At 71.6% G+C, this 24,144-nt stretch carries 15 protein-coding genes; 8 read left to right on the top strand and 7 right to left on the bottom strand.

Annotated features, from left to right (window positions below; genetic code table 11):
* Positions 1 to 74: 74 nt before the first annotated feature.
* From ACFQVC_RS12225 to ACFQVC_RS12205, 5 genes are read right to left on the bottom strand one after another with little or no spacing between them, the layout of a single operon-like run.
* Complete coding sequence (locus ACFQVC_RS12225; protein ID WP_381829981.1) at positions 75 to 1,250, bottom strand: TIGR04053 family radical SAM/SPASM domain-containing protein; 1,176 nt, start codon at positions 1,248 to 1,250, stop codon at positions 75 to 77.
* Positions 1,247 to 1,972, bottom strand: coding sequence for a respiratory nitrate reductase subunit gamma (narI, locus tag ACFQVC_RS12220; protein ID WP_381829979.1), 726 nt, complete (start codon positions 1,970 to 1,972; stop codon positions 1,247 to 1,249). The genes ACFQVC_RS12225 and narI overlap by 4 nt, the downstream gene beginning before the upstream one ends.
* Positions 1,972 to 2,688, bottom strand: coding sequence for a nitrate reductase molybdenum cofactor assembly chaperone (gene narJ / locus ACFQVC_RS12215; protein WP_381829977.1), 717 nt, complete (start codon positions 2,686 to 2,688; stop codon positions 1,972 to 1,974). Before narJ ends, narI begins: the two co-directional genes overlap by 1 nt.
* Positions 2,685 to 4,250, bottom strand: coding sequence for a nitrate reductase subunit beta (gene narH, locus ACFQVC_RS12210; RefSeq protein ID WP_381829975.1), 1,566 nt, complete (start codon positions 4,248 to 4,250; stop codon positions 2,685 to 2,687). The genes narJ and narH overlap by 4 nt, the downstream gene beginning before the upstream one ends.
* A 2-nt stretch (positions 4,251 to 4,252) precedes the next feature.
* Positions 4,253 to 7,891 (bottom strand): nitrate reductase subunit alpha, encoded by a 3,639-nt coding sequence (locus tag ACFQVC_RS12205; RefSeq protein ID WP_381830543.1) that lies wholly within the window; start codon positions 7,889 to 7,891, stop codon positions 4,253 to 4,255.
* 237 nt (positions 7,892 to 8,128) lie between these two features.
* Here ACFQVC_RS12205 and ACFQVC_RS12200 point away from each other — a divergent pair, with 237 nt between their 5' ends.
* The gene (locus ACFQVC_RS12200; RefSeq protein ID WP_381829973.1) at positions 8,129 to 8,884 is read left to right on the top strand and encodes a YwiC-like family protein; all 756 of its coding nucleotides are present in this window, start codon (positions 8,129 to 8,131) and stop codon (positions 8,882 to 8,884) included.
* A 3-nt stretch (positions 8,885 to 8,887) separates the two neighbouring features.
* Here ACFQVC_RS12200 and ACFQVC_RS12195 read toward each other — a convergent pair whose 3' ends face one another.
* On the bottom strand, positions 8,888 to 11,629 hold the full coding sequence (locus ACFQVC_RS12195; protein WP_381829971.1) for a lysylphosphatidylglycerol synthase transmembrane domain-containing protein: 2,742 nt from the start codon (positions 11,627 to 11,629) through the stop codon (positions 8,888 to 8,890).
* Positions 11,630 to 11,829: 200 nt separating this feature from the next.
* On the opposite strand from ACFQVC_RS12195, the gene ACFQVC_RS12190 reads away from it, so the two are divergent.
* The 7 genes from ACFQVC_RS12190 to ACFQVC_RS12160 all read left to right on the top strand — a co-directional run bounded on the left by ACFQVC_RS12190 (position 11,830) and on the right by ACFQVC_RS12160 (position 23,663).
* Complete coding sequence (locus ACFQVC_RS12190; RefSeq protein WP_381829969.1) at positions 11,830 to 12,180, top strand: MGMT family protein; 351 nt, start codon at positions 11,830 to 11,832, stop codon at positions 12,178 to 12,180.
* Positions 12,181 to 12,503: 323 nt separating this feature from the next.
* Positions 12,504 to 16,028 carry an ATP-dependent helicase gene (locus ACFQVC_RS12185; protein WP_381829967.1) on the top strand — a complete coding sequence of 1,175 codons (3,525 nt, stop codon included), beginning with the start codon at positions 12,504 to 12,506 and terminating at the stop codon, positions 16,026 to 16,028.
* 124 nt (positions 16,029 to 16,152) lie between these two features.
* Positions 16,153 to 16,848 carry a hypothetical protein gene (locus tag ACFQVC_RS12180; RefSeq protein ID WP_381829965.1) on the top strand — a complete coding sequence of 232 codons (696 nt, stop codon included), beginning with the start codon at positions 16,153 to 16,155 and terminating at the stop codon, positions 16,846 to 16,848.
* A 192-nt stretch (positions 16,849 to 17,040) separates the two neighbouring features.
* The gene (locus ACFQVC_RS12175) at positions 17,041 to 20,706 is read left to right on the top strand and encodes a UvrD-helicase domain-containing protein (RefSeq protein ID WP_381829963.1); all 3,666 of its coding nucleotides are present in this window, start codon (positions 17,041 to 17,043) and stop codon (positions 20,704 to 20,706) included.
* Positions 20,703 to 22,106: a dipeptidase gene (locus ACFQVC_RS12170; protein WP_381829961.1), complete on the top strand. Its 1,404-nt coding sequence runs from the start codon at positions 20,703 to 20,705 to the stop codon at positions 22,104 to 22,106. Before ACFQVC_RS12175 ends, ACFQVC_RS12170 begins: the two co-directional genes overlap by 4 nt.
* 95 nt (positions 22,107 to 22,201) lie before the next feature.
* Positions 22,202 to 23,143, top strand: coding sequence for an NAD(+) diphosphatase (gene nudC / locus ACFQVC_RS12165; protein WP_381829959.1), 942 nt, complete (start codon positions 22,202 to 22,204; stop codon positions 23,141 to 23,143).
* Between the two features lie 64 nt (positions 23,144 to 23,207).
* A complete protein-coding gene (locus tag ACFQVC_RS12160; protein WP_381829957.1) occupies positions 23,208 to 23,663 on the top strand; it encodes an OsmC family protein in 456 nt (151 codons plus the stop codon).
* Positions 23,664 to 23,798: 135 nt separating this feature from the next.
* Here ACFQVC_RS12160 and ACFQVC_RS12155 read toward each other — a convergent pair whose 3' ends face one another.
* Entirely contained in the window at positions 23,799 to 24,041 is a 243-nt protein-coding gene (locus tag ACFQVC_RS12155) for a mycoredoxin (RefSeq protein WP_381829955.1), read from the bottom strand.
* Positions 24,042 to 24,144: the final 103 nt, after the last annotated feature.

The raw sequence follows: 24,144 nt of genomic DNA, 5'->3' as shown, positions 1-24,144 counted from the left end.
GACTCGTACTTACGGTCCTTTATGGGGCGCCGGAAGGGGGATTTCTCCCCCGGCCCGCCCCGTCGGCGCCGCCGTCACGACGGCAGCAGCTCCCGTACCTCCGACTCGTATCCGAACGACCCCGGCTCGTACGCGCACCAGGGGTCCGCCGCCAGCGTGCGGCCCGTCACGCCGTAGGCCCGTGACCGCGATCCCCCGCACACCGTCCGGAACTCGCACGCCCCGCACTTGCCCTCCAGGAGGGACGGATCGCGCAGCGACGTGAACAGGGCCGAGCCGCGGTAGATGTCCGGCAGGGGGTGGTGGCGCACGTTGCCCGCCGACAGTGGCAGGAAGCCGCTGGGGTGCACCTCGCCCGTGTGCGAGACGAACACGAAGCCACGGCCCGAGCCCACGTCCATGGGCGGGCGCCGCACCGCGCGGCCCTCGCCGTCGAACAGGCCGAGGCCGGCCGCCCGTGCCCGCAGCGAGGCGTACAGCGGGCCCGTCTCGGGCTGCTCCCCGTGCCGGTCCAGGATCGTGCGCTGCAGCGCGACCCGGCGGAAGTGATGGCCTTCGGTGGTCTTGGTGGCGAGGACGGCACCGGTGTCGTAGAGGAAGTGCAGGACGTCCTCGATCTCCGCCGCGCTCAGCGACTGCAGCTGCTCGCCGCGCCCGGTCGGCACCAGGACGAAGCCGCTCCAGATCATCGCTCCCTCGCGCTTCACGACCGCCGCGATATCGGCGAGGTCGTGCAGGCTGTGCCGGGTCACGGTGGTGTTGATCTGCACCTTCAGACCGAGCTCGCGTGCGGTGCGCCAGCCGTCCAGGGTCCAGTCGTAGACGCCCGGCACCCCGCGGAAGGTGTCGTGCCGCTCGGCCGTCGAACCGTCGAGGGAGAGCGAAAGGGCGACCGCGCCCGCGTCCCGTACCGCCGTCAGGTTCTCCCGCGTCAGCGTCGGCGTGCCCGAGGGGGAGACCGCGATCCGCAGGCCGAGCGAGGTGCCGTACGCGATCAGATCGGTGAGGTCGGCCCGCTGGAACGGGTCGCCGCCCGTCATCACGAACAGCGGGCTCGGTTTCCCGAAGGCCGCGATCTGGTCCATCAGGCGGCGGGCGTCCGCGCCGTCCAGCTCATCCGGATGCCGCCGCGGCTGTGCCTCGGCCCGGCAGTGCAGACAGGCGAGGGGGCACGCGCGCGTGGCCTCCCAGATGACGATGAAGGGGCGCTCGGCGACCGCGTGCCGTGGCACGCGTACGACCCGCTTCACGAGACCCGCTCCCAGCCCCGCTTCGGCTCCCGGTGCGCCAGCTGCCGCGGGTCGCGGCTGCGGTAGACGACGTACGGGCGGAACAAGTACTTCACCGGGGCGCTGAACATATGCACCAGACGCGAGTACGGGATCAGCGTGAACAGCGCGAAGCCGAACAGGACATGGAGCTGGAAGGCGAGCGGCGCCTGCCCCATCAGGGCGTAGTCCGGCTGAAGCGTGAAGAGCGAGCGGAACCAGAGCGAGACGCCGTCGCGGTAGTTGTAATCGCCCATCGCGCCCGTGCTGTTGAGGGCCGTGGCGAGCAGCCCGAGGAACATCGCGCCCAGCAGCACCGTGTACATCAGGTGGTCGCTGCGCAGCGTCGCCCTGCGCACCGCGGGCACCGTGAAGCGGCGGTGGACGAGGATGCCGATGCCCACGGCCGCCGCGACGCCCGCGACGGTGCCGGTGGTGACGGCGAGCAGGTGGTACGTGTGGTCGCTGACGCCCACCGCGTCCGTCCAGCCCTTGGGGATCAGCAGGCCGACCACATGCCCGAGCACCACGAAGGCCATACCGAAGTGGAACAGCGGCGAGCCGATCCGCAGGAGCCGGGACTCGTGCACCTGCGTGGAGTGCGTGGTCCAGCCGAACTTGTCGTAGCGCGCACGCCAGACGAGCCCCGCGACCAGCATCACGACGGCTACGTACGGCATGGCGCCCCAGAGGATGAGGTCCATCAGGCGGGCGTCCTTTCGGGGCTCTTTGCGACGGTCGGCTCGTGGGGCCCGGGGCTCTTCGTGACGGCCGGCCCGGCGCTCTTCGCGACGGTCGGCCAGGGCAGTTCGACGCCGGGCCCGAGCGGCTCCATGCCGGCCGTGTCCATGCCGACCGTCTCGCGCGGCGGGCCGCTGCGGGCCAGGGCCTTGGCCTCCGCCTTGGTCTGCGGCGAGGCACCCGGCAGCGTGGCGCAGACGGCCTCCAGCACGCGCGCGTAGGGGGTGTTCGCCTCTGTCACGGCGAGCCGCAGGAGTTCGAGGCCTGCCCGGTGCTCCTGCAGCAGTTCGGTGCCGGCCTCGGGGTGCAGGGCCGCGAACTCCAGGGCCACGGGCAGGAAGTCGGGCAGCTCGTCGCTCGCGAACTCCAGGCCGAAGTCGCGGTAGATCCGCTTGATCCGCACCAGGGACAGACCCCGGTTGCGGGTGTCGCCGTCCGTCCACCAAGTGAGGTAGAGGCAGCGGCGGTTACGGGTGTCGAAGGTGTCCGTGTAGTGCGCGGCGAGCTCGATTTCCGGCACTACGCGCGCGTGGTCCAGGAATTGCCGCAGCAGTGCGGCTTGTTGGGTGGCCGCCCCGGCGAGGGCCTCGTCGAGCCGGGGCAGATCTTCGCGCAGACGGGCATCGGGGTACTGCAGGCAGCGGCCCGCGACCAGACGTACGACGGCATCGGGGGTCATGCGCTCCTCCTCGTGGGGCTCAGGTTGAGCAGGACGGGGCTCTGGCCGGAGGCGTCGCCGGCCGCCTTGCCGAACGCCTCGTCGGAGACCGGGCAGCCCATGTCGTCGTCCAGCGGATGCGTCCCGGCCAGCGCGTCCGCGTCCGCCCGCGCCGCCGTCGGAATCACGTAGCGGTCCTCGTACTTGGCGATGGCGAGGAGCCGGAACATGTCCTCCATCTCCGGGCCGGTCAGCCCGACCGCCGCGGCGATCGACTCGTCCCGCTCCTGGCCGAGGTTGATCCGCCGCATGTACGCGCGCATCGCGGCCATCCGCCGCAGTACTGCGTCCACGGCATAGGTGTCCCCGGCCGTGAGCAGCTCCGCGAGGTACTCGACGGGGATCCGCAGGGCGTCGATCGCGCCGAACAGATTGCCCGCGTCCTCGCCGTCGTGGCCGCTCGCGGCGACCGCCTCCACGACCGGCGAGAGCGGCGGCACGTACCAGACCATGGGCATGGTGCGGTACTCCGGATGCAGCGGCAGGGCGACCTGATAGGTGCGGATCAGGTCGTAGACGGGGGAGCGGCGGGCCGCGTCGAGCCACTCGTCGGTGATGCCCGCGGCGCGCGCCGCGGCCTGCACGGCCGGGTCGTGCGGATCGAGGAAGGCCTCCAACTGGGCCGGGTACAGATCCTGTTCGTCCGCCACGGCCGCGGCTTCGCCGACCTTGTCCGCGTCGTACAGCATCACGCCCAGGTACCGCATCCGCCCGACGCAGGTCTCCGAGCAGACCGTCGGCATCCCGACCTCGACGCGCGGGAAGCAGAAGGTGCACTTCTCCGCCTTGCCGGTGGAGTGGTTGAAGTAGACCTTCTTGTACGGGCAGCTGCTGACGCACATCCGCCAGCCGCGGCACTGGTCCTGGTCGACCAGGACGATGCCGTCCTCGGCCCGCTTGTACATCGCGCCCGACGGACAGGCCGAGACGCAGGCCGGGTTGAGGCAGTGCTCGCAGACGCGCGGCAGATAGAACATGAAGCTCTGCTCGAATTCCATGCGGATCTTGTCGCCGAGCTCGGCGCGGGTGGCGTTCACCTTCTCGACCAGCGGGTCCTTCGGGGCGTGCTCGGGTGCGCCACCGAGGTTGTCGTCCCAGTTGGGCCCCCACTCGATCTTGTCGATCGGCTCGCCCGTGGTCTGTGAGACCGGCCGCGCCACCGGCAGGTCGTCGCCCGCGGGCGCCTCGGTGAGGTTCTTGTACTCGTACGTCCAGGGCTGGTAGTAGTCGTCGAGCTCCGGCAGTTCGGGGTTGGCGAAGATCTGCCCGAGGCGCTTGAGGCGGCCGCCCGCCTTGAGGCGAAGACGCCCCGAACGGGTGCGCTCCCAGCCGCCCTTCCACTTCTCCTGGTCCTCCCAGCGGCGCGGATAGCCCTGCCCGGGGAGGGTCTCGACATTGTTGAACCAGACGTACTCGGTGCCCTTGCGGTTGGTCCACGCCTGCTTGCAGGTGACCGAGCAGGTGTGGCAGCCGATGCACTTGTCGAGGTTCATGACCATCGCGACCTGTGCCATGACGCGCATGCTTAGAACTCCACATCCTGGTTGCGGCGACGGACGACCGTCACCTCGTCGCGCTGGTTGCCGGTCGGGCCGAGGTAGTTGAAGGCCCAGGTCAACTGGGCGTAGCCGCCGACGAGATGGGTGGGCTTGAGCATCACGCGGGTCAGCGAGTTGTGGATGCCGCCGCGGCGCCCGGTCTTCTCGGTCTTCGGGACGCCGACCGTGCGCTCCTGCGCGTGGTTCATATAGACCGTGCCGGGGGGCATCTTGTGGGAGACGATCGCGCGGGCCGTGACGACACCGTTGCGGTTGACGGCCTCGATCCAGTCGTTGTCGCTCACGCCGATCGCCTCGGCGTCCTGCGGCGACATCCACACCGTCTGGCCGCCGCGGCCCAGCGTCATCATGTGCAGGTTGTCCTGGTACTGGGAGTGGATCGCCCACTTGTTGTGCGGGGTCAGATACCGCACGGCGACGGCCTTCTCGTCGACGCGGCCGAGTTCCGGCTCCCCGTAGAGACGGTGCATGTCCAGCGGCGGCTTGTAGACCGGCAGCGCCTCGCCGACCTCGTGGATCCAGTCGTGGTCCAGGAAGAAGTGCTGCCGGCCGGTGAGGGTGTGCCAGGGCTTGAGGTGCTCGGTGTTGACCGTGAACGCGGTGTAGCGGCGCCCGCCGGACTCGCTGCCGCTCCACTCCGGCGACGTGATCACCGGCACGGGCCGCGCCTGGGTGTCCGCGAAGGTGATCCGCTTGCCCTCGGCCTCCGCCGACAGATGCGCCATCTCCTGTCCGGTGCGTGCCTCCAGGGTGTGGAAGCCCTGGGTGGCCAGGCGTCCGTTGGACGTGCCCGACAGGGACAGGATCGTCTCGCAGGCCTGCTGCGCGGTCTCGAGGCGGGGCCGGCCCTCGGCGACTCCGGTACGGACGACACCGTTCTTCTGCTTCAGATACGCGATCTCCTCGGCGACGTCGAAGGTGATCGCCTTCGTGGTCACCCCGAGCCGGTCGACCAGCGGGCCGAGCGCCGCGAACTTCTCGCCGACGGCGCCGTAGTCCCGCTCCACGACCGCGAGGCTGTACATGGTGCGGCCCGGCACCGGCTCGCACTCGCCCTGCGACCAGTCGAGGGCGACACCGCCGGGCTGCGCCATCTCGCCGCCCGGGGTGTCGTGCTGCAGTGCGGTGGCCACGAGGTCCTTGCGGACGCCCAGGTGCTGCCCGGCGAGCTCGCCGAAGCGCCTGGCTATGGCGTGGAACGCGTCGTAGTCCGAGCGTGCCTGCCAGGGCGGGTCCACGGCCGGGGTGAAGGCGTGCAGGAAGGGATGCATGTCGGTGGACGACAGATCGTGCTTCTCGTACCAGGTGGCGGCCGGAAGCACGACATCGCTCAGGAGCGTCGTGGACGTCATCCGGAAGTCCATCGCGAGCAGCAGATCGAGCTTGCCCTCGACGTCCTCGGAGCGCCACTTCACATCGCGCGGCACACAACGCGGCCCGTCGTCGGGCAGGTTGGAGTGCGTGCCGAGCAGATGCTTGAGGAAGTACTCGTTGCCCTTGGAGCTCGACCCCAGGAGATTGGCCCGCCATACGTTGAGCACCCGCGGCCAGTTGCGCGGCGCGTCCGGGTCCTCACCGGCGAAGCCGAGCTTGCCGTCCTTGAGCTCCTGTACGGCGTTGCCGACCGGGTCCTCGTGCTCCCCGAGCTCCAGGGGGTTGCGGTCGAACGTCGGGTACGACGGCATCCAGCCCATGCGCGCGGACGCGGCCAGGCAGTCGGCGCCCGTCATGCCCTCGAACCGGCCGTCGCCCAGCGGCGAGGCGAGCGCCTCGGCGGGCAGCGTGTCGTAGCGCCACTGGTCGGTGTGCAGATAGAACCAGCCCGCGCCGATCATGTGCCGGGGCGGCCGGCCCCAGTCGGACGCGCTCGCCAGGGTGGCCCAGCCGGTCACCGGGCGGCACTTCTCCTGGCCGACGTAGTGACCCCAGCCGCCGCCGTTGCGGCCCTGGCAGCCGGTGAGGGTGAGCAGGGCCAGGAAGGCACGGTAGATCGTCTCGGAGTGGAACCAGTGGTTGGTGCCGGCGCCCATCAGGATCATGCAGCGGCCGCCGGACTCCTCGGCGGTCTGCCCGAACTCCCTTGCCACCCGGGCGGCTTGGGCGGCCGGTACGGAGGTGAGGGTCTCCTGCCAGGCCGGGGTACCGGGTGCGGACGCGTCGTCGTAGCCGGTGGGCCACTGGCCGGGCAGGCCCTCGCGGGCGACGCCGTACTGGGCGAGCATCAGGTCGAAGACGGTGGTGACGAGCCGGCCCTCGATCCGGCGCACGGGGACGCCGCGCCGGATCACGCCCTGCTCGTCGAAGCGGGGAAGGGTGACCTCGGCGGACTCCGCGGACTCGGCGTGCAGAGTGAGACGGGGGACCGTACCGCCCAGGTCGAGATTCCACTCGGGCTGCTCGTTCTTGCCCCAGCGGTGGCCCAACGTGCCGTTCGGGACGGTCGGTTCACCGGTGACATCGTCGACGAGGACGGTCTTCCACTCGGCGTTCTCGGTGTCCTGGCCGAGGTCGGCGGCGGTGAGGAACTTGCCGGGTACCAGACCGTCGGCGGTCTCTTTCAGGGACACGAGGAACGGCAGATCCGTGTACTGCCGTACGTAATCCGTGAAGAACGGCGTCTGCTTCTCGACGAAGAATTCCTTCAGGATGACGTGCCCCATCGCGAGGGCGAGGGCACCGTCCGTGCCGGGGTGCGGGTGTATCCACTCGTCGGCGAACTTGGTGTTGTCCGCGAAGTCCGGGGAAACGGTGACGACTTTCTGGCCGCGATAGCGCGCCTCGGCCATCCAGTGCGCGTCGGGGGTGCGGGTGACGGGGACGTTCGAGCCCCACATCATCAGATACGCGGCGTCCCACCAGTCGCCCGACTCGGGTACGTCGGTCTGGTCGCCGAAGACCTGCGGCGAGGCCACCGGCAGGTCCGCGTACCAGTCGTAGAAGGACAGCATCGGGGCACCGATGAGCGAGTGGAAACGGGCGCCCGCCGCGTGCGAGGCCATCGACATCGCGGGGATCGGCGAGAAGCCCGCCACCCGGTCGGGCCCGTACTCCTTGATGGTGTGGACGTGCGCGGCCGCGATGATCTCGACGGCCTCGTCCCAACTCGCCCTGACCAGGCCGCCCTTGCCGCGTGCCTGCTGGTACTTTCGGCGGCGCTTGTCGTCCTTCTGGATATCGGCCCAGGCGAGGACCGGGTCACCGAGGCGCGCCTTGGCCTCCCGGTACATCTCCAGGAGCACCCCGCGCACATGCGGATAGCGCACCCGGGTCGGCGAGTAGCTGTACCAGGAGAAGGAGGCGCCGCGCGGACAGCCGCGGGGCTCGTACTCGGGGCGGTCGGGGCCCACGGACGGATAGTCGGTGGCCTGGGTCTCCCAGGTGATGATCCCGTCCTTGACGTAGACCTTCCACCGGCAGGAGCCCGTGCAGTTCACGCCGTGCGTCGAGTACACGACCTTGTCGTGGCTCCACCGGTCCCGGTAGAAGACCTCACCCGCGCGCCCGCCGGTGTGGTGCACGGTACGCAGATCCCCGGAGACCTCGGCGCGCCGGAAGAAGCTGCCCGCCTTGATGAGTTTCTCCGCGGCGTTCTGACCCTGCGGCAACTTCTGCGGCTGCAACGCGACCCTCCCGGCCGTATGGAATTCGACTCCTCAAGACACTAAGCGCGGCTTTCCGCGGAACCCGGTGACAATGGTCCCGGGCGGCCGGGACCTCGTCCCTGAGTTCCCCAGGTATTGCGGTGCGAGAGTGGAGGGGCGCCAACTCGCCGTGAGTTCAGGGTTTTTACGTGCCGACGTGCCGACGTGCCGTCGGGAAAGAAAAGGGAATTGTGAGCCGGGGTGCCTAGGGCCGGAAAAAGAAAAGACAAGTGGCTGCCGGATCAGCACGGCGCCTGGGCCATGCTCGCCGTCCCCTACCTCGCGGGCACCCTCCTCGGCTCTCCGCGCTGGGCCCATCTGCCCCTCTTCGCGGCCTGGCTGCTCGGCTACATCGCGGTGTTCCACGGGCAGCAGTGGCTGCGTCTGCGCCGGATCTCCCGCAACCCGCGGGCGCCGCGCCGCCATGTGCGGCCCGCCCTGGTGTTCGGCGGCGCCTTCGCCGCGTGCGCGCTGCCGCTGGCCGTCGCGTATCCGTGGCTGCTGGTCGCGGCGCTCTGCGCGGTACCCTTCGTCGCCGTCAACACCCTCTATGCGCGGCGGAACAGGGAACGCGCCCTGCTCAACGGCCTGGCCGCGGTGGTCCCCGCGTGCGGGATGCTCCTGGTGGCCCTGCGCCTCGGCGACGGCGCGGCCTGGTGGGCGGACGGCTGGCGGCCCGCCCTCGCCTGTCTGCTGTACTTCGGCGGCACGGTGCCCTACGTGAAGACGATGATCAGGGAGCGCAACTCCCGTGCGTACTACCGCGCTTCGGTGGCGTACCACGTCCTCGCGGCGGGGATCGCCGCACTCCTCAACCCGTGGCTCGCTCTGCCGTTCACCGCCTACGCGGCACGGGCGGCGGCCCTGCCGGGACACGGCCTGAAGGCCGCGGTCGTGGGGGCCGTGGAAGTGATCGGTTCCGTGGCCCTGCTCGGGGCGCTGCTCTGCTTGTTCTGAACCTTAGAGCGCACCCTTACGCGTCAGGTGGTTGAAGAACAGCCACCCCGGCAGCACCGGCAGCCACAGCGTCAGGAGCCGGTAGAGCAGCACCGCCGGCGCCGCGACCTCCTTCGGCAGGCCGATCGCCACCAGACCGAAGGTGAGCGTCGCCTCGACGGCGCCCACACCGCCCGGCGTCGGCGCCGCGGAGCCGAGCGCGTTGCCCGCGAGGAACACCACGGCCACGCTGGCCAGGCTGAGCGAGACGGTGCCCTCGGTGGAGAACGCCCGGATCGAGGCGTCGAGACACAGCACGAACATCCCGGTCAGGAGCAGCATCCCGCCGATCCCGGTGAGCAGCTTCTGCGGCCGCTGCAGTACGTCGAGCATGCGCGGCACGACACCGGCGAACAGCGACCGCAGCCGCGTGGCCACGAACTGCCGCAGGAACGGGATCGCGGTCACCACGAGCACCAGGACCGCGACCGTGAGCAGACCCGCGATCACCGTGCGGGACGGGGTGAGTTCGGGAGTCTTCTCGGTTCCCGTCAGATAACCCATGGTGAGCAGCAGCAGGATGTGCGAGCCGAGGCCGAACAGCTGCGAGGCGCCCACCGAGGCCACCGCGAGCCCGGAACGTACCCCGGCCCGCTGCAGGAACCGGGTGTTGAGCGCCACACCGCCGACCGCCGCGGGCGCCACGATCTTCACGAAGGACCCGGCGACCTGCGCCGCCACGGTCCGCGCGAACGACACCCGCTCCGGCACGAAGCCGAGCAGGCTCATCGCCGCCGCCACATAGCTCAGCGCCGAGAACGCCACCGCCGCGGCCACCCAGCCCCACTTGGCCTCCGCGAAGAGCTTCGCGAAGTCGATGTCGGTGAGCTGCGACAGCAGGAAGTACGCGCCGAACGCACCGGCGATGAAGCTGATCAGGGTGCGCGGCTTGATCCGCTCCAGCTGCGCGGGCTCGACCGGAGCCTGCGGTCTGATCCGCAGCACCTGGTGCCGGATCTGGGTGAGCAGATCCTCTTCGCGGGCCACTTCGAGCGCCTCGTCGATGGCCCGCTTCTCGGCCTGCTTCTCCGCCTTGGCGGTCCTGCGGTCATGGCCGTCGTCGGCGCCCTCGACGCGGGTCTGCTTGGTCTTGCGGGAGGCTTCGAGCACCGCCTCGCGCTCACGCTGGGAGCGCTCGCGGCCGAGCCTGCGCAGCGTGGCCCGGGTCGACCGGGACAGGGCGATGGGCTGAAGCAGCGGCAGACAGTCGGCGATCGCGTCGGGGCCGAGCACTCCGACGGCGGCGGCCACCGCGCGCTCGGCGCCGGTACGCAGGCCGAACGTGGTGAGCAGCTGCGCGATATCCATCCGCAGTACAAGATCGCCGGCGGCGATCTCACCGCCCCGCAGATCGGTGATGATCACCTTGCCGGAACGATCCACCAGAATCGCGTCCCCGGCCAGGCGCCGGTGCGCGATCCGCCGCGACTGCAGCGCCTGCACCTGCAGCCAGGTGTCCCGCATCAGGTCGTCGGTGATCTCGTCGTCGGCGAGCGCGTCCAGGGAACGGCCGCCCAGGTGCTCGTAGACGAGCATGACGGCGTCCGGGCCGAGCTCGGAGGTCGCGATCAGCTTCGGGGCGTTGGCGCCGGCCGCGATCGCCGCGTACGACAGGAGCGCCTCCTGCTCCAGGGCCTGGCGCAGCGACTGCAGGCTGCGCCGTGTGGTGATGCCGCGCAGCGTGAGCCGCCGCCACACCCGGTAGAAGAAGCCCTGTGCCTGCTGCTCACGGTCGACCACCGTGACGTCCAGGGGCGGCCCGTGTTCGAGCGTCACGAAGTAGCGGCGGCCGCGGTCGCCCATGTCGGGGGAGTCCGGCACCTCCTCCGCGCGGGCCGCGCTCACCGGCCGGAACCCGACGTGCCGCAGACCGGCGAGCAGCGTCTGCCCGGTGGGCCTGACATTGGGGGAGCCGACCGCGTACAGCGTTCCGTAGGCCACGGTCCAGCCGATGAGGACCGTCAGGATGATCGAGAACGGGGTGGTGAACCCGGCGACGAGCATCGACAGGGCGTCGAGCAGCAGCACCGTCCACAGCACCACACGCCAGCGCGGTCTTCGCGACATTCCGACGGCCGTCATATACGCGATGACCGGCGCGAGATAGCCGTGCACCGGGTCGGTCAGGGCCCCGGGGTCCTCCGCCAGCGGCCGGGTCAGCGCGTCCTGGATCGAGGCCGGTGCCGCCTTCGCCACCCATAGGTCGGTGGCGAGCGTCACACCGTGCGCGAGGACCGCGGCGAGCACACCGTCGGCGATGCGAAGGCCGTCCCGCTTGATGAGCCGCTCGATCGCGAAGGCCACCGGCACGAGGAGCACCGCGATCGACGCGCTCAGACCGGCGAACTTGATCAGCAGATCCGGCGCCTGGTCGGTGCCCTTGTTGATGTCCTGCTCGAGCCCCGAGGTGGTGCCGTGCGCGAACGCGGCGACGAACAGCACCAGGCCGATCGCCAGGATGCCGACCAGCATCCGCATGAGGTCGGACGGCCGGTGCACGCGCGCGGGCAGCAGCGGTTCGTCACCCTCGACCTCGTCCCCGGGCGGCTCGACCTCGGTCTCCGTGGGTACGGGGGTGTACTCGGCGTCGGCGGCCACGTGAGCGTCCTGGGCCTCGGTGGGCGCGGTGGTGTCCTCGCGCGGCGGCTTCTCGGTGTCCGGGCGCGACGGCGTCTCAGGGGTGCGCTCGTCCTTGGGGGGCTGCACTCCCTGATCCTTCTCCGTCTCTTCTTGATCTCGTATCACCAGTCACCGCCCGCACGATGGTGGCACGACCGGCCGACAACAGTGGGCATCAGGGTGCAATCAGCCGTCAGGATGTGTCCCTGATATGAACACCTCCGGTTCACCGGGCCATGCCTGTACACCCTCCGGCACTGTCGGTGGGGTGGGGCAGGATGGACCGGATGAGCGAGGAGAGCCTGCCGGAGATTCCGGAGTACGCGGAGCGGGTGCTCGAGGTGGCGGAGCTGATCCCGTCCGGCCGCGTGATGACGTACGGCGATGTCGCGGAGTGGCTCGACGAGGGAGGACCGCGCCAGGTCGGCCGCGTGATGGCGCTGTACGGCGGCGCGGTGCCCTGGTGGCGGGTGGTGCGCGCCGACGGCGTGCTCCTCCCCGGCAGCGAACTGCGGGCCCTGGAGCACTACCGCGCGGAAGCCACCCCGCTGCGCACGACCGGCGCCGGTGAGCACCGTCTCGACATGCGGCGAGCGCGCTGGGACGGCGGCAATGACTCGGCGCGGGCTCACACATGACAGCTTCCGGCATCCGCGGCCGGCACGGGGGTTCGGTGGACCGTACGGGCGAAGCGGGGGACTTGGGCGGTCCTGCGGGGGGTTCGGGGAGAAGCGGTGGCCGTCCGGGACGGAGGGGGGCCGGGAGCCGGGGAAGATCGCTCGGCCGCCAGTCACCGGGCGAAGCGCGGGAAGCTCCGCGTCCCCGCCGTCGACTGGCGTAGCGTCGAGCGCGGCAGTCACCGGGCCGCCACCGCACCCACGGTGCACGGCGGCCGCACGACGGCCCCCGCGGCCGTGAGGCCCCTCTCCACCCAGCACACCCACCAGGACCGGCGATCCACGTGAGCTCCTCTTCTTCCGACCGGCGCGCTCCGGACGCATATACGCGTCAAGGGCCCCGCGGTGCATACCGACTGGTGCGTACCCCGCCGACTCGCGTGGACCCCCCTCGTCTTGACGCACCTCAGCGCTCGGTGGTTGACCATGCGGGTGGACCGCTCCTGGTCCTGGCCGGACCGGGCACCGGGAAAACCACCACTCTTGTGGAGGCGGTCGCCGCCCGCATCGCCAAGGGCACCGACCCCGAGCGGATCCTGGTGCTCACCTTCAGCCGCAAGGCGGCGGTCGAGCTGCGGGACCGCATGGCCCTGCGCATCGACGGCGTCGCGGCGCCGCAGGCCACCACCTTCCACTCGTTCTGCTACGCGCTCGTGCGCGCCCACCAAGAGGCCGATCTCTTCGTGGAGCCGCTGCGGCTGCTGTCGGGACCCGAGCAGGACGTCGTCGTACGCGAACTCCTCGAGGGCCAGCTCGACCTCGAAAAGAGCGGCCACGCGCGCGTGCGGTGGCCCGACGAACTGCGCGCCTGTCTGACGACGCGCGGCTTCGCCGACGAGGTGCGCGCCGTCCTGGCCCGCAGCCGTGAACTCGGCCTCGGCCCCACGGCCCTCGCCGACTTCGCCCGCCGCATAGGGCGCCCCGACTGGAGCGCGGCGGCCGCCTTCCTCGCCGAGTACCTCGATGTCCTGGACGCGCAGGGCGTGCTCGACTACGCGGAACTCGTGCACCGCGCGGTGCTGCTCGCGCACCGCGCGGAGGTCGCCGACCAACTGGCCGCGCAGTACGACGCGGTGTTCGTGGACGAGTACCAGGACACGGACCCCTCACAGGTGCGGCTCCTGCAGGCGCTCGCCGGCGGCGGCCGCGACCTGGTGGCGTTCGGCGACCCGGACCAGTCGATCTACGCGTTCCGGGGCGCCGACGTGAACGGCATCCTGGAGTTCCCCGACACGTTCCGGCGGGCCGACGGCGCCCCCGCTCCGGTCGAGGTCCTGACCACCTCGCGCCGCTCCGGCGCGGCCCTGCTCGAAGCCACGCGCCGGATCACCCAGCGGATGCCGCTGCCGCGCCTGCCCGCGGACAAGGTGCGCGTCCACCGGGCCCTGAACCCGGTCCGTGACGGCGGCCGCGTTGACGTCTTCACCTATCCGACGCCGGGCACCGAACTGGAGAACGTCGCGGACATCCTGCGCCGCGCGCACCTCGAGGACGGCGTCGCCTGGTCCGACATGGCCGTCCTGGTCCGCGCGGGCGCCCGCACCGTCCCGGCCGCCCGCCGCGCCCTGACCACGGCGGGCGTCCCGGTCGACGTGGACGGCAACGACCTCCCCTTGCGCAGCGAGCCCGCGGTCGCACCCCTCCTTGAGGCGCTGCGGGCGGCGGCGGAGAGCCTGTTGGGGGAGTCGGTACCGGTACGGGTACCGGTGTCCGGCTCGGGACCGGGATCGGGACCGGGCTCGGGACCGGGACCGGGCTCGGGACCGGGATCGGGCTCGCGGGAGGAGGCCCCGGACTCAGGAGAGGGGGCGCCGGACCTCGCCCCGGACCCGGACCTCGCCACCGACCCGGACCTCGCCCCGGCCCCGGAAGCCCCCGCGCCCGCCTCGGAACCCGCCCCGGAAGCCGCCCAGGAGATCCCCGCACCCTGGCTCAGCACCGACCGTGCCCTGGCCCTGCTCACGTCCCCGCTCGCCGGCATGGACGCCGCGGATCTGCGCCGCCTGGGCCGCGCCCTGCGCGACGAGGAGCGGGCCGCGGGTCATCGCGTACCGCCGCCGTCGGACGAGCTTCTCGCCCGTGCCCTCGCCGAGCCGGAACGCCTCACCGCCCACGACCCGGCGTACGCCCGTGGCCCCCAGCGTCTCGGCGAGCTGCTGCAGCGGACCCGTGCGCTCCTCGCGTCCGGCGGCACCGCCGAAGAGGCGCTCTGGGAACTGTGGGACGGCACACCGTGGCCGGGGCGCCTGGAACGCGCGGCCCGTCGTGGCGGCACCGCGGGCCGCAACGCCGACCGTGACCTGGACGCCGTGTGCGCCCTGTTCGCCACCGCCGCCCGCGCCGAGGACCGCACCGGCGGCCGCGGCGCCCTGAACTTCCTCGCCGAGGTCGAGGCCCAGGACATCGCCGCGGACACCCTCACCAAGAGGGCAGTACGCCCCGACGCCGTACGCCTGATGACCGCGCACCGCTCCAAGGGCCTGGAATGGCGCCTGGTCGTCGTCGCGGGCGTCCAGGAAGGCCTGTGGCCCGATCTGCGCCGGCGCGGCTCCCTCCTGGAGGCCGACCGCATCGGCCGTGACGGCCTGGCCGAGCCGCTCACCCCGGGCGCCCTGCTCGCCGAGGAGCGCCGTCTGTTCTACGTCGCCGCCACGCGCGCGTGCGAGCGTCTCGTCGTCACTGCGGTGAAGGCGGCGGCCGACGACGGCGACCAGCCCTCCCGTTTCCTGACCGAACTCGGCGTGGCACCAAGGGACATAACGAACCGCCCGCGCCGTCCCCTCTCCGTCGCCGCGCTCGTCGCCGAACTGCGCGCCACGACCGTCGACCCGCGGGTCTCGGACACCCTGCGCGAGGCCGCCGCCCAGCGTCTGGCCCGCCTCGCCGCGCTCAGCGACGAGGACGGCAGGCCGCTGGTGCCGGCCGCGCACCCGTACCGCTGGTGGGGCATGTACGAACCGACGCACAGCAAGGTGCCGCTGCGCGACCGCGGCGACCCCGTGACGCTCTCGGGCAGCGCCCTCGACCAGCTCGCCAACACCTGTGCCCTGCAGTGGTTCCTGGGCCGCGAGGTGAAGGCGGACACCCCCGCGACCGCGGCCCAGGGCTTCGGCAACGTCGTGCACGTCCTGGCCGACGAGGTCGCCTCCGGCCGCACCCCGGCCGACCTGGACGTGCTCATGGCACGGCTCGACTCGGTGTGGGACGCCCTCGCCTTCGACGCCCCCTGGAAGTCCGCCCAGGAGAAGGAGCACGCGCGCGTGGCGCTGGAACGCTTCCTCCAGTGGCATGTCGACTCCAACGGCGCCCGGCCGGGACGTACCCCTGTGGCGAGCGAGCACGACTTCGACGTGACCTTGGAAGCGGGCTCCTACGAGGTGCGGATCCGCGGCTCCATGGACCGGGTCGAAGCGGACGCGGAAGGCCGCGCTTATGTGGTGGATTTCAAGACGGGAAAGCAGGCGCCCACCGCCGCCGAAGTCGCCCGCCACCCCCAGCTCGCCGTTTACCAGCTGGCCGTGCGCGAAGGCGCCGTCGACGACGCGTTCGACGGACACCGTCCGGAGCCGGGCGGTGCCGAGCTGGTGCAGCTGCGCCAGGCCGCGGCCAAGAAGGACGGCGGCGAGTCCCAGCCCAAGGTGCAGGCGCAGGAGGCGCTCGGCGGCGACTGGGTGGGCGATCTGCTCGCCTCGGCCGCGGGCAAGGTGCTCGACGAGCGCTTCACCCCGACCGCGGGGCAGCACTGCGCCCACTGCTCCTTCAAGGCCTCCTGCAGCGCCAGGCCCGAAGGCGGGCAGGTCGTCGAGTGAGCGCTGCCGAGGGGGCGCGGTGCGTGATCCTTCCCACCCTCGGAACGGGCGGGTCCGGCCATTCGGACCCGTAAGGTCCACGTGAAGAAAAGCGTGAACTCGGTACCCAGGAGGGGACATATTCATGGCAGCCAACCGGAAGTTCTTGGCGACGGCAGTGGCCTGCGCGGCCGCCCTCGTCGGCGTCACCGGCTGCTTCGGTGACAAGGACCCCTTCGAGGGCATGGGCGCCGACAAGATCGCCGACAAGGCCTCGAAGGCGACCGCCGGCGTCGACTCCGTCAAGCTGTCGGCCGAGGGCAAGCAGAACGGCAAGTCCAACTCGATCACCTTCGAGATAGCCGAGGGCGGCCAGTGCAACGGCGCCATGGAGTCCCAGGACATGGGCAAGGTCGACATCCGCGTCAAGGACAAGACCAGCTACATGAAGGGCAGCGCCTCCTACTGGAAGAGCACCCTCGGCGACGCGAAGGCCGCCGAGAAGGTCGGCGACCGCTGGGTGAAGTCGCCGGGCGCCAGCGCCGATATGTGTGACCTGAAGTCCCTCTTCAAGGGCGAGGACCTGAAGGGCGTCAAGCGCGGCGACGACACCGAGGTCGACGGCAAGAAGGCGGCCACGCTCACCAAGAAGCGCTCCGGCGGCGAGACCATCACCTTCTACGTCGCGGCCGAGGGCGAGCCCTACTTCCTGAAGGCCGTCACCAAGGGGGGCGCGTCCCCCAACACGATGAACTTCTCCGACTTCAACGAGAAGGTGACGGTCGAGGCCCCGCCCGCGGACCAGATCGCCGACGTCAAGGACCTGATGAAGGCCTCCTGACCTCAGGGCGAAGCCCTTCTGGCCTCAGGGCGAAGGCCTCCTGGCCTCAGAGCGAAGGCCTCCTGGCCTCAGAGCGAAGGCCTCCTGAGATCAGGAGGAAGGCCTGCCGACCTCTGGCGCACCTGCGTGTGACGGCGGCCGCCGACCCGACCGGAGCCCCGGTTGTCGGTGGCCGCCGCTAGCCTCTCTGGAGTGTCCGCGCGTATCACCGATCCCGAGCAGCTCAAGGAGCTCCTCGGCATCCCCTTCACCCCGGAGCAGACGGCCTGCATCGTGGCGCCGCCCGCCCCGCAGGTGATCGTGGCCGGCGCCGGTTCCGGCAAGACCACGGTGATGGCGGCCCGCGTGGTGTGGCTGGTCGGCACCGGACAGGTCGCCCCCGAGCAGGTACTCGGCCTGACGTTCACGAACAAGGCGGCGGGCGAACTCGCCGAGCGGGTCCGCACCGCACTGATCAAGGCGGGCGTCACCGACCCGGACGCGATCGACCCGGACAACCCCCCGGGCGAGCCCGTGATCTCCACGTACCACGCCTTCGCCGGGCGGCTGCTCACCGACCACGGCCTGCGCATAGGGCTCGAACCCACCGTGCGGCTGCTCGCCGACGCCACCCGCTTCCAGCTCGCCGCACGCGTCCTGCGCGAGGCCCCCGGCCCCTATCCGGCGCTCACCCGCTCCTTTCCCGACCTGGTCGGGGATCTGCTCGCACTCGACGCCGAGCTCGCCGAGCACCTCGTGCGCCCGGCACGCCTGAGCGCGTACGACACCGGCCTCCTGCACGCCCTGGACAGCGTCCGGCTCAGCAACGCCGACCTGCGCAAGGTGCCCGAGACGGCCGCCGCACGCCTGGAGCTCACCGAGCTCGTCGAGCGCTACCGCACCGCGAAGCGCACCGGCGACCTGCTCGACTTCGGCGACCAGATCGCCCTGTCCGCGACCCTCGCAGACACCCGCCCCGAGGTCGGCGAGATCCTGCGCGACGAGTTCCGCGTCGTCCTGCTCGACGAGTACCAGGACACCTCCGTGGCCCAACGCGTCCTGCTGTCCGGCCTGTTCGGCGCGGGCACCGGCCATGCGGTGACCGCGGTGGGCGACCCCTGCCAGGCGATCTATGGCTGGCGCGGTGCCTCCGTCGCCAACCTCGACGACTTCCCCGAGCACTTCGCGCACGCCGACGGCGGCCCCGCCACCCGTTTCGCCCTCAGTGAGAACCGCCGCAGCGGCGGCCGCCTCCTCGACCTGGCCAACGGCCTCGCGGCCCCGCTGCGCGCCCTGCACGCGGGCGTGGAGGCGCTGCGGCCCGCACCCGGCGCCGAGCGCGACGGCGTGGTGCGCTGCGCCCTGCTGCGTACGCACGGCGAGGAGATCGAGTGGCTCGCCGACTCCATCGGGCACCTCGTGGCCACCGGCAAGGAGCCGGGCGACATCGCGGTCCTGTGCCGTACGGCGAACGACTTCGCGCAGATCCAGGCCGCCCTCGTGGCCCGTGACGTCCCGGTCGAGGTGGTCGGCCTCTCCGGCCTGCTGCACCTGCCGGAAGTCGCCGACCTGGTCGCCGTCTGCGAGGTCCTGCAGGACCCGGGCGCGAACGCCTCCCTGGTCCGGCTCCTCACCGGCCCCCGCTGGCGGATCGGTCCCCGCGACCTGGCCCTGCTCGGCCGCCGCGCCCGTCTGCTCGTGCACCATGCGCGCGTGGAGGGCGATGACGATCCGGACGAGCGCCTGGCGCAGGCCGTCGAAGGAGTCGACCCGGCCGAGGTGATCTCCCTCGCGGACGCGCTCGACACCTTCCTGGACGGGGACGGGGGAGGAGACGGCGGCACGGCGGACCGGCTGCCCTTCTCGGCCGACGCGCGCGTGCGCTTCGCCCGGCTCGCGGCCGAACTGCGTGACCTGCGCCGCTCGCTCGCCGACCCGCTCATGGATGTCCTGCACCGGGTGCTCGCCACCACGGGCCTGGACGTCGAGCTCTCCGCGTCGCCGCACGCCCTGGCCGCCCGCCGCCGTGAGACGCTCGCCAACTTCCTCGACATAGCGGCGTCCTTCGCGGCGAACGACCCGTCGGCGTCCCTCCTCGCCTTCCTTGGCTTCCTGCGCACTGCCGCCCAGTACGAGAAGGGCCTGGACAACGCACTGCCGGGTGGCGAGAACACGGTCAAGGTCCTCACCGCCCACAAGTCCAAGGGCCTGGAATGGGATGTCGTCGCGGTCCCCGGCCTGGTCACCGGAGTGTTCCCGTCCGCGCAGGGCCGCGAGAAATGGACCTCGCAGGCCAAGGTCCTGCCGCACGCCCTGCGCGGGGACACCGCGACCCTGCCCGACGTGGAGGCCTGGGACAGCCAGGGCCTGAAGGCCTTCCAGGAAGAGATGAAGGAGCACCAGCGGACCGAGGAACTCCGCCTGGGATACGTCACGTTCACACGGCCCCGCTCCCTGCTCCTCGGCACCGGCCACTGGTGGGGCCCCTCCCAGAAGAAGCCCCGCGGCCCCTCCGACTTCCTGCTCGCCCTGCACGACCACTGCGCCGCGGGCCATGGCGAGATCGAGGCCTGGGCCGACCCTCCGCAGGAGGACGAGGAGAACCCGGCCCTGCAGGAGTCCACGAAGGACACGGCCTGGCCGCTGCCCCTGGACGAGACGTCCCTGATCCGCCGCAGGGCGGCCGCGGCGACGGTCCTGGCCCACTTGGACGCCCTGCAGGCCACCGCGCAGGACACCGTGCCGGAGGCCTCGCAGGACGACGCCCCGCCGGAGGCCGGGCCGACCAGCGGCCCCGAGAGCGCCCACGACGCGTACGACCCCGAGTGGCCCTCTGAGGACGACTCGTACGCCGATCCGTACGCCGATGCCAACGCGGACGGCGAACCCCCCTTCCCGGACGACGAACCCCCGTACCCGGACGACGAACCCCCGTACCCGGACGAGGAGTTCGACCAGCTCCCCGCTCAGCGCTCCGAAGCCGCAGCCCAGCCCCCGCGCTCCGAAGCCGTCGGTCGCACACCGCGCTCCGGAGCCGCAGCCTCCGCCGTCCCCGCCCCGCCCCCGGCGGCGGGCAGGCCGCACACCGTGCCCGCCCAGGGCCTCACCCCGGAAGAGCACCGCACCATCGCCTCCTGGGACAGAGACCTGGAAGCCCTCGCCAAGGAACTGCACCGTGCGCGTGAGACCGTCCGCGACGTCCCGGTGCCCTCCGCCCTGACCGCGTCCCAGGTGTTGCGTCTCGCCGCCGACCCGGACGGCTTCGCGCAGGAGCTCGCGCGCCCCATGCCCCGGCCGCCGCAGCCCGCGGCCCGCCGCGGCACCCGCTTCCACGCCTGGGTCGAGTCCCGCTTCGAAGCGCTCGAACTCCCCATGCTGGATCCGGACGACCTGCCGGGTACGGACGCGGAGATCGCCGACGAGGAGGATCTGGAGCGCCTCAAGGACGCCTTCGAGCACACCGCGTACGCCACCCGGACCCCCTACCGCGTGGAGGCCCCCTTCCAGCTGATGATCGCGGGCCGCGTCGTGCGGGGCCGTATCGACGCCGTCTACCGCGGCGACGACGAGGACACCACGTACGAGATCGTCGACTGGAAGACCGGCGGCCCCGGCGCGGCCGACCCCTTGCAGCTGTCGATCTACCGCCTCGCCTGGGCCGAGCAGCAGGGCGTCCCGCTGGAGTCGGTACGAGCCGCGTTCGTGTACGTGCGTACGGGCAAGACCACCTGTCCCGAGGCCCTCCTGGACCGGGCCGCCCTGGAGCGTCTGCTCGGCCCCGAATCCGGCCCCGAATCCGGCCCCGAACCCGGCCCCGAACCCGGCCCCGAAGGGGACCGTCACGGGAGTTCGCCGAGGCCGGATAGGCTCGACGTATGAGCCAGACCCCGGACAGCGCTGTCCGCGCGTACGTGGAAACCCACCGCACCGCCTTCCTCGACGACCTCATGGAGTGGCTGCGGATTCCGTCCGTGTCGGCCCAGCCGGAGCACGCCGCCGATGTGCGCCGCAGCGCCGACTGGCTCGCGGCCAAGCTCAAGGAGACCGGTTTTCCCACCACCGAGGTGTGGATGACGGCGGGCGCTCCCGCGGTCTTCGCCGAGTGGCCGGCCGCCGAGCCCGACGCCCCCACGGTCCTGGTCTACGGCCATCACGACGTCCAGCCCGCGGCCCGCGAGGACGGCTGGCACACCGACCCCTTCGAGCCGGTGATCCGCGAAAACCGGCTGCACGCGCGCGGTGCGGCCGATGACAAGGGCCAGGTCTTCTTCCACACCCTGGGCCTTCGCGCGCATCTCGAAGCCACCGGGCGCACCAGCCCGGCCGTGCACCTGAAGTTCCTGATCGAGGGCGAGGAGGAGTCGGGCTCCCCGCACTTCCGCGCTCTGGTGGAGGAGCGCGCAGACCGTCTCGCCGCCGACGCGGTGATCGTCTCCGACACCGGCATGTGGTCGGAGACCACTCCGACCGTGTGCACCGGCATGCGTGGCCTCGTCGAGTGCGAGATCGCCTTCGCCGGGCCCGACCAGGACATCCACTCTGGCTCGTTCGGCGGCGCCGTACCCAACCCGGCGGCCGCGGCCGCCCGTCTGGTCGCCGCCCTGCACGACGAGCACGCGCGCGTGGCGATCCCAGGCTTCTACGACGGCATCGTCCCGCTCACCGACCGCGAGCGTGAGCTCTTCGCCGAGCTGCCCTTCGACGAGCAGGAGTGGCTGCGCAGCGCCAAGTCCCACGCGGCACACGGCGAGGACGGCTACTCCACCCTGGAGCGGATCTGGGCCCGCCCCACCGCCGAGGTCAACGGCATCGGCGGCGGCTACCAAGGCGCGGGCGGCAAGACCATCATCCCGTCGTCGGCCGTCCTGAAGCTCTCGTTCCGGCTGGTCGCGGGGCAGGACCCGGAGCGGATCGAGCGGTCCGTGCGCGACTGGACGGCGGACCAGGTGCCCGCGGGCATCCGCCACACGATCACGTTTTCCGGCGCCACGCGCCCGTGCCTCACGCCGCTCGACCACCCCGCGCTGCAGTCCGTCGCCCGCTCCATGGGACGCGCCTTCGGCCAGGAGATCCGCTTCACGCGCGAAGGCGGTTCGGGCCCCGCAGCCGATCTCCAGGACGTCCTGAACGCCCCTGTGCTCTTCCTCGGCATCTCCGTGCCGTCCGACGGCTGGCACGCACCCAACGAGAAGGTCGAGCTCGACCTGCTCCTCAAGGGAGTCGAAACCACCGCCTATCTGTGGGGCGATCTCGCGGACAGCTGGAGCGAGTCCCCGTGATCCGCCGCCTCGCGCGGGAGGCCTGAAATCCCGCCCCGCCCCATGCCACCCGTCCTGCCGAACAGCCCATTCCACCGGGGGAGTTGGAACCACCTGTGACCACCTGGACCGACCGCACCGCTGACCGGCCCCTGTCGCTGACCGCGCCCAGCGGCATCGACCGGGCGGCCCACCACCGTCTCGACGAGGCATGGCTGGCCGCCGCCTGGAGCCACCCGACGACCCGGGTCTTCGTGGTGTCAGGGGGCCAGGTCCTGATCGACGACACCCCGGACGGCCGTACGGAACTGGTCATGACCCCCGCCTTCGAGGCCCCGGTCACCGAGACCCACCGCTATTTCCTCGGCACCGACGACGACGGCGTCAGCTACTTCGCGCTCCAGAAGGACGCCCTGCCCGGCCGCATGGACCAGTCGGCGCGCCCCGCGGGCCTGCGCGAGGCCGGGCTGCTGCTCTCGCCCCGTGACGCGGGCCTGATGGTGCACGCCGTCGCCCTGGAGAACTGGCAGCGCCTGCACCGTTTCTGCTCCCGCTGCGGCGAGCGCACCGTCATCGCCGCCGCCGGCCACATCCGCCGCTGCCCGGCCTGCGGCGCCGAGCACTACCCGCGCACCGACCCGGCCGTGATCATGGCGGTCACGGACGAGCACGACCGGATCCTGCTCGGCCGCCAGGTGCACTGGCCCGAGGGCCGGTTCTCGACGCTCGCGGGCTTCGTGGAGCCGGGGGAGTCGATCGAGCAGTCGGTGCGCCGCGAGGTCTTCGAGGAGGCCGGCGTCACGGTCGGCGAGGTCGAGTACGTCGCCAGCCAGCCCTGGCCGTTCCCCTCCAGCCTGATGCTGGGCTTCATGGCCCGTGCCACCTCGCCGGAGATCACCGTCGACGGCGAGGAGATCGAGGAGGCCCGCTGGTTCTCCCGCGACGACCTGTCCGCCGCCTTCGAGTCGGGCGAGGTGCTGCCGCCGTACGGCATCTCGATCGCGGCCCGTCTCATCGAGCTCTGGTACGGCAAGCCGCTGCCCCGGCCCGTACCCTGAGCCGGGGGCTGCTCAAGATCTCCGGGGCTGCGGAAGAGACTCCGGGAACAGGAAGGGCGCGGCCATGGCCGACTACCGCATCGAGACCGTCCGTACCGGCTACCGGCAGTGGACCGCGCGCAACGATCGCGGCGCCGAGGTCCGGATGGCCGCCGCCGACGACGAGTCGGGGCAGCCGTCCTTCACGCCGGTGGAGCTGCTGCTCGCCGCGCTCGGCGGCTGTGGCGGACTGGTGATCGACCGCACCGCCCGCGCGGTGGACCACGACGACCTGCGCATCGTCGTGGAGTCGGTCTCGGCCCCCGAGGACGACGGCCGGGTCGGCAAGGTCCGTGTCACCTACGAGCTCGACATCCCCGAGGACGCCAACGGCGGCCGCGCCGCCGAGGTCTTCGCCCGTGGCGTCCGCCTGACCCACGAGAAGCACTGCACGGTCAGCCGCACGGTCGAACACGGCGCCCGCGTCGAGGCGATCCTGCCCGACGGCACGGTCGGCTTCGCCGAGGGCGGCGACTCCTGAGGACCGCGGCACGCGACTCCTGAGGACCGCGGTCGGCGCCTCCTCAAGACCGCGCCCCACGGCATACGCGAAGGCCCCCGCCAGAGAAGCGGGGGCCTTCGACTACGCGCTGTACTGGACCTTGAGCACCGGTGCTCAGGCGCCGACCTTCTGCTTGACCTGGGCCAGCGAGGGGTTCGTCAGGGTCGAACCATCCTCGAAAAGCACCGTCGGGACCGTCTGGTTTCCGCCGTTCGCCTTCTCGACGAAGGCCGCGGACTCCGGGTCCTGCTCGATGTTGATCTCCTTGTACGCGATACCCTCGCGGTCCATCTGGCCCTTCAGCCGACGGCAGTAGCCGCACCACGTGGTGCTGTACATCGTCACAGTCCCCGGCATGGTCCTTGTGCTCCTCTGTCTCGTCCCGATGCGCTGCCGCATCCGTTCCGGCCGATACGCAGTCGCATCCGATGCGTAGTCGCTTCTGGTCGAACGTACGGGG

This window comes from Streptomyces monticola, assembly GCF_042665355.1.
Lineage (GTDB): Bacteria > Actinomycetota > Actinomycetes > Streptomycetales > Streptomycetaceae > Streptomyces > Streptomyces monticola.
This window is presented reverse-complemented; position numbering and strand designations above follow the sequence as displayed.